Origin of the sequence: Longimonas sp. (assembly GCF_046498435.1) — a bacterium.
GTDB lineage: Bacteria > Bacteroidota > Rhodothermia > Rhodothermales > Salinibacteraceae > Longimonas.
Window position 1 is genome coordinate 1 of sequence record NZ_JAWOAR010000065.1, and the last position, 7922, is coordinate 7922.

At 58.0% G+C, this 7922-nt stretch carries 8 protein-coding genes; 2 read left to right on the forward strand and 6 right to left on the reverse strand.

Going from position 1 to position 7922, the window contains the following annotated elements; translation table 11 throughout:
• Positions 1–296: 296 nt before the first annotated feature.
• From R6U20_RS02735 to R6U20_RS02760, 6 genes are all read right to left on the reverse strand, one after another.
• Positions 297–1466 carry a glycosyltransferase family 4 protein gene (locus R6U20_RS02735; protein ID WP_410336340.1) on the reverse strand — a complete coding sequence of 390 codons (1170 nt, stop codon included), beginning with the start codon at positions 1464–1466 and terminating at the stop codon, positions 297–299.
• A gap of 3 nt (positions 1467–1469) precedes the next feature.
• Entirely contained in the window at positions 1470–2393 is a 924-nt protein-coding gene (locus R6U20_RS02740; RefSeq protein WP_410336341.1) for a sulfotransferase domain-containing protein, read from the reverse strand.
• Between the two features lie 168 nt (positions 2394–2561).
• Positions 2562–3581, reverse strand: coding sequence for a sulfotransferase family protein (locus R6U20_RS02745; RefSeq protein ID WP_410336342.1), 1020 nt, complete (start codon positions 3579–3581; stop codon positions 2562–2564).
• A gap of 32 nt (positions 3582–3613) precedes the next feature.
• The gene (locus R6U20_RS02750) at positions 3614–5035 is read right to left on the reverse strand and encodes a glycosyltransferase (RefSeq protein WP_410336343.1); all 1422 of its coding nucleotides are present in this window, start codon (positions 5033–5035) and stop codon (positions 3614–3616) included.
• Positions 5036–5106: 71 nt separating this feature from the next.
• Positions 5107–6114 (reverse strand): sulfotransferase family protein, encoded by a 1008-nt coding sequence (locus tag R6U20_RS02755; RefSeq protein ID WP_410336344.1) that lies wholly within the window; start codon positions 6112–6114, stop codon positions 5107–5109.
• A gap of 48 nt (positions 6115–6162) precedes the next feature.
• Complete coding sequence (locus R6U20_RS02760; RefSeq protein WP_410336345.1) at positions 6163–7245, reverse strand: ABC transporter ATP-binding protein; 1083 nt, start codon at positions 7243–7245, stop codon at positions 6163–6165.
• Between the two features lie 2 nt (positions 7246–7247).
• Between R6U20_RS02760 and R6U20_RS02765 the strand changes: the two genes are divergently transcribed.
• Together R6U20_RS02765 and R6U20_RS02770 are read left to right on the forward strand one after the other, a co-directional pair.
• Positions 7248–7355 (forward strand): hypothetical protein, encoded by a 108-nt coding sequence (locus R6U20_RS02765; protein ID WP_410336347.1) that lies wholly within the window; start codon positions 7248–7250, stop codon positions 7353–7355.
• Positions 7356–7449: 94 nt separating this feature from the next.
• Positions 7450–7922 (forward strand): CvpA family protein (locus R6U20_RS02770; RefSeq protein WP_410336346.1); only part of this gene is annotated, 473 nt, incomplete at its 3' end.

A 7922-nucleotide genomic window follows, 5' to 3' on the forward strand; every position in this document is an offset into this window, starting at 1 on the left:
AGGTTCAGATCATGCTGTACCATCACAACGGTCAGGCTGTAACGGTCCTTCATGGTTTTGACCCGGCTCTGGCAGGCCGGGTGACGATGCAGGGACAGGACCTGAGCACCATGCCCCGTCCCCATCGGGCACAAACCATTGCCATGGTCATGCAGACCCTGGAAAGCATTCGGTGAGCGCAGTCGAACCATCTCCTTGGTGTTTAGCAGGAACTTTTCGGGACGGCACGACACGCGTATCCATCTTGGTTCAACCCACAGAATGACCTGTGACACGACAGTAGGGGGAAGCAACGGTCAGGGGCGTGGAGCAAGCAGCACATCGGAGGCCGACCGGTTGGTGGATGCTTGCGCGTACAACTGTTCGTAGACGCGAGCCGTGTGGGTCGCCGAAAAGGTGACGCTTGCGTGGTGCTGAGCGCGCTTTCCGGCTGCCGCAAGCATGTCGTAATCGCCGAGCGCCTCAGTTAAGGTGGCCGCCAGTGCATCCGTATCGTTGGGCGGCACCAGAGCCGACGCTTCGGGCGCCACGTATTCGGGCAGCCCGCCGGCATCGCTGGCCACCACAAAGCGCCCGTGGGCGGCGGCATCGAGGGGCACGAGCCCCGCGGGTTCGTTCCACACCGAAGGGACGACCACGAGCCAGGTCATGCTCAGGAGACTGGCAAGGGCGGGGCCGTCGCACCAGCCGTGGAACTGCACGCGGTCTTCCAGTCCATGCGCGGCCACCTGTGAGTGGGCCGCCTGCATGTGGTCTTCGGTTCCGGTGCCGGCTACATGCAGCGTAACCTCCGTATCAAGCTGGGCCATGGCATCCAATAGCCAGTGTAGGCCCTTTTCGGGGGCGATGCGCCCGGCGTACAGAAGGTTCGGCGTGTGTGCGGGGGGAGCGGTGTACGGTACCACATCGGGGGCGGGCGAGGGGCACACCACAATGTTATCGATCGCGCATCCGGCACGGGCCATCATCTGCTGTACGTACATGCTCACAGCGGCGGTAAGCACCGTTTGGGTCTGGTCGCGTTCGTGACGGATCCGCTTGAAATGCTTCCACATTTTGCGGGGGCGGCAGCTACCGCATCGCTCCTGCACATGCATGCGCATGCAGCCCAGCGGGTGGTACGTACGGTCGCAGGGTTGGCCGGAGCGACGCAGGTAGCGTGTACCCGAGGGGCAGCCGCCCTGATGGCCGTGCATGGTGCGCAGCAGCGTCAGGTCCTTCGGCAGCGGTTCGGGCAGGATGCGGTGGGCATGTAGCACATCAATGTCAAGTTGGCGTACTGCTGCATACAGCGTCTCGGGGGTTACAACCTGCATGCGCTCGCTGAGCGAGTGGTTATCAGACGGCTCATGGCAAAGCCAGAGCACGTCGTGTCCGGTGCGTTCTTGGGCAGTGGTCAGGCGGTCGACATAGGTGGCGATGCCGCCCGGGGCCCAAAGATCAGAGGCGTAGTGTGCAATGCGCATGAGTTACACCTCCCAGCTAAGATCCGACTCATAGCCCAGCTTCACAAGCAGCTGGCCCCACTCATTTTTGAAGCGGGCGGCCAGCGCCGGGGTAAAGTGGTTGCGCCAGTCGCCGGGCGTGCCCTTGCGGTAGTGACTGTGCACGTTCTCCTGCCCTTTCTTGCGTCCACCTGTCAGGCGGTCGAAGCGGTGGGTCTCCAAGATGCGCTGCAATGTATCGGGGGGCAAGGTGGGAAGGCGGCGGCGCGGAATGGGCAATAGCGGCCACGGCCCGGGCACACGTTCGTAGCCTTTGTAATGGAGCCGGTTCATGCGAATCAGTGCGTGATAAAGGGTCGAGTAGGAAGCCTCGGGATCCAGCCATCCCAAAAACTGGGCGATCTGCGTAAACCCGGCATCCGGATTTGCCGTCAGGTCTTCCATGTGCAGTTCCAGGACATGCGGCTGTGCATAGTCCCACGCATCCATGGCGGCAAACACGTCGCGGCTAAACACCATCTCTGCGGCCAGGCCCTCTTCGAGCGAGAGCGTTTGCAGGAGCTCGCGGTGCGGCTCCAGTTCGGGCCACTTGTTGGAAGGATGCGAGTGCTTGTGCGAAAAGTAGGCCGACACGAGCACATCGCGCGGGTCGCGTACCACGTGGAAGCCGCGCGAAGGGTACAGCGCACGGGCCTCGCGAATATCGGCGTTTGTGTAGATGAGCACATCAATGTGCTCGTCGTTCACCTTATCGGCCAGTGAGTCGTGAGGCGCTATGTGACGCGGCAGGTGCACGATGGAATGGCGCCGCCCCAGGTGGAAGCTCATCTCGCGAAAGATGCGGGTAATCCATCCCGTGGCGCACTTATGATGGCCATAGAAGGCAGCCAGCGGCATATCTCTCGTAGAAAGCGCAGGCACCGATTCCGAGCGAGCAGGAGCAGTCATGGGCAAAAGCAATTGGGGGGAGTGCCGCTATACGTCGTGTTGGGCACGTCGTGTTGGGCGACATGCGTACAGCACGCAAGATAGGCAGGCGACCTACGCCCACGTATCGCCTTTGGAAGACGATGATGTCGCTTTTGGCGTAGGTGGATGTGTAAGAGCGTGCAGTGGTCAGGAGGGAGCCGCAGATGGAGAAAGCCGCTGCACAGTCTCGCGAAGCGAAGCACCCAGCTTGTGGTGCACCACATACGGACGATACCCACGGTGCCGCCACATATCCATGTGCCAGTAGGCCATCTTCACGTACTGCACCAGGCGTGCCGACAGCGGACGCCGCGGCGCCACGGGCGTGTAACCGAAGTGTGTCATTTCCTCGGTACAGATCGACTCAATCCAGCCCACCTCGATGGGCGAGAGGGCTGTTTTCCAGCGTTCCATGTGGGCATCAGAAATGGGATTCGTGGCCGCTTCGTTGAATGAGGATGCGGCCTCGGCCTTCATGTAGCGCTCGGCATCCGTATGGAAGTTGAGCATGTCGGGGGCGTACGGCTCGCCCAAGAATGTGCACAGCGTACGGGCCACCTGCTGCGGCGTGCGCACCAGATCTTCGTAGCGAATCGTGATGCGCTGTGCGACCGGTACTACCTGCGTAAGCAGCCGGTAGCCCACGTTCCAGCTTTTGCGGCGGTTGAGTGCATTGAAGATCACGTCATCCGGGAAGAACGACACCCGCTGCATCGACGCCACGCCCGCCCGCGGATCGCGCTGTACGTAGATGAACTGTGCATCCGGAAACATTTCGATGAGCCAGTCCACGTAAAACAGGTTACCAGGTGTCTTTTCGCCCCAGCGCGGCTTGCCCTCGGCAGCGGCCCACGCATCCAACAGTCCAGCGTAAGGGGTGCGGTATGTAGGATTGGGGTCCTCAAGCAAGGTCGGGCGCACCGCCTCGGCATCCAGACCGGGCAGTAGTGGAATGTAGGAGTCCAGCACGCGGTCTACGAACTGGGCATAGCCGTCGGCATCCCACGTGGGCTCGTCCCATGAGCGTGAGTAGGGGCCGATTTTGAAGTAGTTCAACTCCTCGGGAATGGCAATGTGCGGGTGGGCATTCAGCATCAGCCGCACAAGCGTGGTGCCGGAGCGGTTAGCACCGACCACGAAAATAGGAGCAGCGGAGGAAGCGTTCATACAGGAAACCATAAAAGCAAAAAAGAGCCCAATCAGGTTGTAACCGGTGTAGCACGCATCTCTTGGGGCGAGACATGCGCCGAATCCGGAGAGACCGGTGGAGCAAGTTCGGGCACCACCTGATCCAGCACCTGGGCAAAGGCCTCGGCGCGGCGCGTGCTTTGGAGTAGGGTCCGCAGGTGCGTACGGTCGAACGTTGGAGGCTTTTCGTTGAGCGTAGCGGCTACGAGCGGCTCCAAATGGGCGGCCATCTGCTCCACGTCGCTGGGCCGACTTAAAAACACCCCCGGCTTGTCCACCAGGTAGTCGTGATTCTCGCCCGGGGGCACCGCTGCCAAAATGGGTCGCTCGGTGGTCAAATACTCATAGGTCTTCGCCGAAATGCGCCCGCCGGGACTGCCATCGGGGCGGTCGGGCAGTGTAAGGAACAGGATGTCGGCAGCATGCATCCGCGACAGAGCCTCGTCGTGCGGGCGCATGCCATGCACCTGCACGATGTCTTGCAGGTCGTACTTACGCAGTACGGAATCCACCACCTCGTTTGGAAACGTGTTGCCGTACACCTGCACCTGCACACGCCCGGCCCATTCCGGATGCGCCTGTATCAGGCGCTGTACGGCCTTCCCCACGTGCACCGGCGTGTGCGTGCTGGGGGCCAGCGGCGCAGCGACGTGTTTGCCCCAATTATTCCAGCGGTGCCAGACTTTACGCAGCCATGTTTTTAAGGGGGATGCGGAGGTACGCGGCGAATCGTAATGCATGTACCAGCCCGATAGCCCCCCGGTATACACAATCTGCACCGGGTCCGCAGGCGCACGTGCTGTTGTCTGATGGATGCGGTCCTTCAGGCGCACGCCTCGACGAATCAGATGAAACGTGCTGCAGTGTTGATCTGGCTGGCGGTCCCGCACACGTTCCATGTTGCGCTTCGATACGTACACCATCGCATCAGCGGTCTGTGCAAACCAGTCCTCCATGGCCTCATTCGCCCACGCGTGCAGCGGCGACGGATACGTGGCGTTGACATCGGGACAGGTGGGTGAGTCGTTGAGGTTAATGATGAGCGGCAGCCCAGTTAGCTTCTTGAGCAGCGCGGCAACGATGGCTCCAGAGTAAGGCATCGCAAACGCTACGATAGCGTCGGGGCGCTCGCGCTGCACCAGACGGTAGGCCGTGTAGAGCGCAGGTCCAATCCACAGCGCAAACGGATCCGGCCAGAGCAGCAGATCAGACAGCTTTTGCAGGCGCAAGCGCCGCATCCAGCGGGTAAAGCTGTTTGCTTCTCGCTCACGCACGCGGTGGATCTCCACCCCGTCAAGAGCAGCCTGGGGCGCAGAGGTCACGGCCCGCACGCGGTGCGAACGCGCCAGATGACGCAGAAAGTAGTCCACACGTATTGCCAGCGGGTAGGTCTGGGGCGGAAAGCGGTACGAGATGGCGAGCACGTTGCCCATAGGTTCGATACAGCAAGAAGGTACAAAAGAAAACGAGAACGACGAAAGCGGACAGCACAAACAGCGACGGATTACATCTTGGGTATTTTCGCGGGCGCCCAGGGCACATTATAGTGCATCAGGTGCACACGGGCGTCGCGGTGCTGCCAGCGCTTCAGGGCGCAGTACGCCATATCGGGGGCGCGGCGCAGGCGCTCAGTCCACGACAGGGGATCGGTGCGGCGCTCGTAGCTAAAGATGGGAAGCCAGGGGCCGCAGATGTGCTCCACGGTTGCAATATCGGCAGGAGCCATTTCGGTGGTCCAGCGCGCTTTAGTGTCGGTGTTCACCGGGCGCGTCACGGTTTGCGCCCCACCCAGCTTTTCAAACACCGGGTGCATATACTGGTGCGAGGTTTCGTGGAACGACAGCATGTCCGAGTGGAACGATATGTCGAGAAACGAACAGAGCTGTTGCAGCACAAAATCGGGGTTCGAAGTCAGGTCCTCAAACCGAATCGTAATGCGCTGATGAGCAGGAACCGTTGCCTCCAGCACAGCCGCGCCCTGCTGCATGAATGTCCGCCAGTTCGTGGCATTGATGACGGTGTTCGAGACGCAGCGTTTGAATCCATTCATAGAATGCACTGCCGCGCGTGGGTCGCGCACCAGGTGGATGAACCGCGCCGATGGAAACATCTCGTGCAGTTCGGGCACAAAGAAGAAGTTGTGCGGCGTCTTCTCGCCCCAGATCGGCTTGCTCTGGGCCGTCGCCCAATGGTCGAGCGCCACGGCGTAGGGGGTGCGAATGGTGTGTGCAGGATGCGTGAGCATGGCACGGCGCAGCGCGGCGCGATCTACTCCGGTCAGCACCGGTTCATTCTGATCCAGGAAGCCGTCAACCAGCTTAACATACCGGCCGGCGTCGAGTGGAGCGTTCCAGGGCGTAGGGAGCGTGCCCACGAGCGAGAAGTACGACAGCTCATCGGGGATGGCAATCGACGGATGCGCGTTTAGCATCAGGCGCAACAGGGTCGTGCCCGAACGGCTGGCGCCAACGACAAAAATGGGCGCTGAGGATGATTCATCGGAGTCCAACATAGCAAGACCTCGGTCGGAATGAGGAAGGATGGTCGCAGGACGGAAGGGTTAGGATGCGGTTACTGGAGCGCGTTGCAGCTTGTGGTACGACCAGAGCGCACCCTCCTGGGCAATCAATTCGTGGTACGGCCCCTGTTCAACCACGCGTCCCTCTTCCAGCACCACCACCCAGTCGGCATGCTCGATGGTGGAGAGGCGGTGCGCAATGGCAATGACGGTACGCCCTTGCATGAGGCGCTCCAGCGATTGCTGCACCGCCTGCTCCGAGATGCTGTCGAGTGAGCTTGTGGCCTCATCCAGAATCAGGATTTCGGGGTCTTTGAGCAAGGCCCGCGCAATGGCCAGCCGCTGCCGCTGTCCGCCCGACAGGCGAATGCCCTGATCGCCCAGCGAAGTGTCGAAGCCCTGGGCCATCTCTTCGATGAACGGGAGCGCATTGGCCTGACGGGCCGCCTCCACAATCTCGTCCATGGAGGCACTGGGACGTCCGTACGCAATGTTGGCACGTACGCTGTCGTTGAAGATGAAGGTTTTTTGGCTCACAATGGCAATGCGGTCGCGTAGCGAATGCACATCGAAGTCGCGCAGGTCGGTGCCATCGTAGAGCACACGCCCGCTGGTAGGATCGTGAAAGCGCGGAATGAGATCGGCCAGGGTCGATTTTCCTGCGCCGCTGCCTCCCACAAACGCAGTGGTAGCCCCCTGCTTCAGCGTAATAGACACGTCGTGCAGCACCTTGGGCCCGGTGGTGTAGCGAAAGTCTACATTTTCCAGGCGGATTTCCTCCTGAAGGGATGGCGCTTTGTGTGAGCCGTTTGCCAGATAGGGTTTATCTTCGTTGCGGAGCAGTTGGGCTACATTCGCGAGCCCGGCGCGGTTCTCGGCCCAGTCGCCCCGAATGTTGTTCAGGTTGAGCATGGTTGGCATCATGCGTAGCAGCGCAAACAGGAACGCGAGCAAGAAGGCCAGATCGAGCGCGCCTTCAAGCACGAGAAACTGCACCGACACCACAATGAGCACAATCAGTCCTGTGGTTACCAGGCCCTGCGTAAGCCGCTTGATGAGCGACCGCCGCTTGTTCGTAGCAATGACCGCATCGGCAAAGCTGTTACAAGAGCGTAGCTTTCTCAATTATTTTTCAAGCAGAAGATAGAACTTTAACTGATGAAGAAGTCGACAAAATGATGGAAAGTGTTAAAATACAATTAAGGAATTGTTTCCAGGCAGAATTAAGGCAATAAACCTTCTATAGAATTAAAGAAATCAGGGGGATAGTAAAAAATTATTAACTGGGTTGATTTAATCATTCTTGTTATTATCTTATTCAATGTTTTTTTGGGCTTTAAGAGAGGTATTATTGCAGAAATACTTACACTTTTTGGATTGATTTCCGCTATTTTTATTGCTATTTTCTGGTATGCTGATTTAAGTTTATTTTTGATAAAACAATTTAAATGGAATCAAGCCTTATCAAATATTATAAGTTTTATTCTTATTTTTATTGCTGTTATTATTTTCTTCCGATTGCTAGAAAATTTATTGAGCCATATTACTGCCTTGTTGTTATTGAATTGGATTAATAACCTTGGTGGTACTTTATTTGGATTTATTAGGGGAACAATTATTGTTGGATTATTGTTATTCTTAGTTAATTTTTTCCCCTTGCCTTTAGAGATTCAATATCAAATAAAACAATCAGTTTTAGCAGAACATTTTCTTAATGGAATAATTATTGTTTATAATTCATTGAAGGAATGGTTGCCAGGCCATTTTCAGTTTGAGATTGAATTTTTAAAAGAAAGATTTTA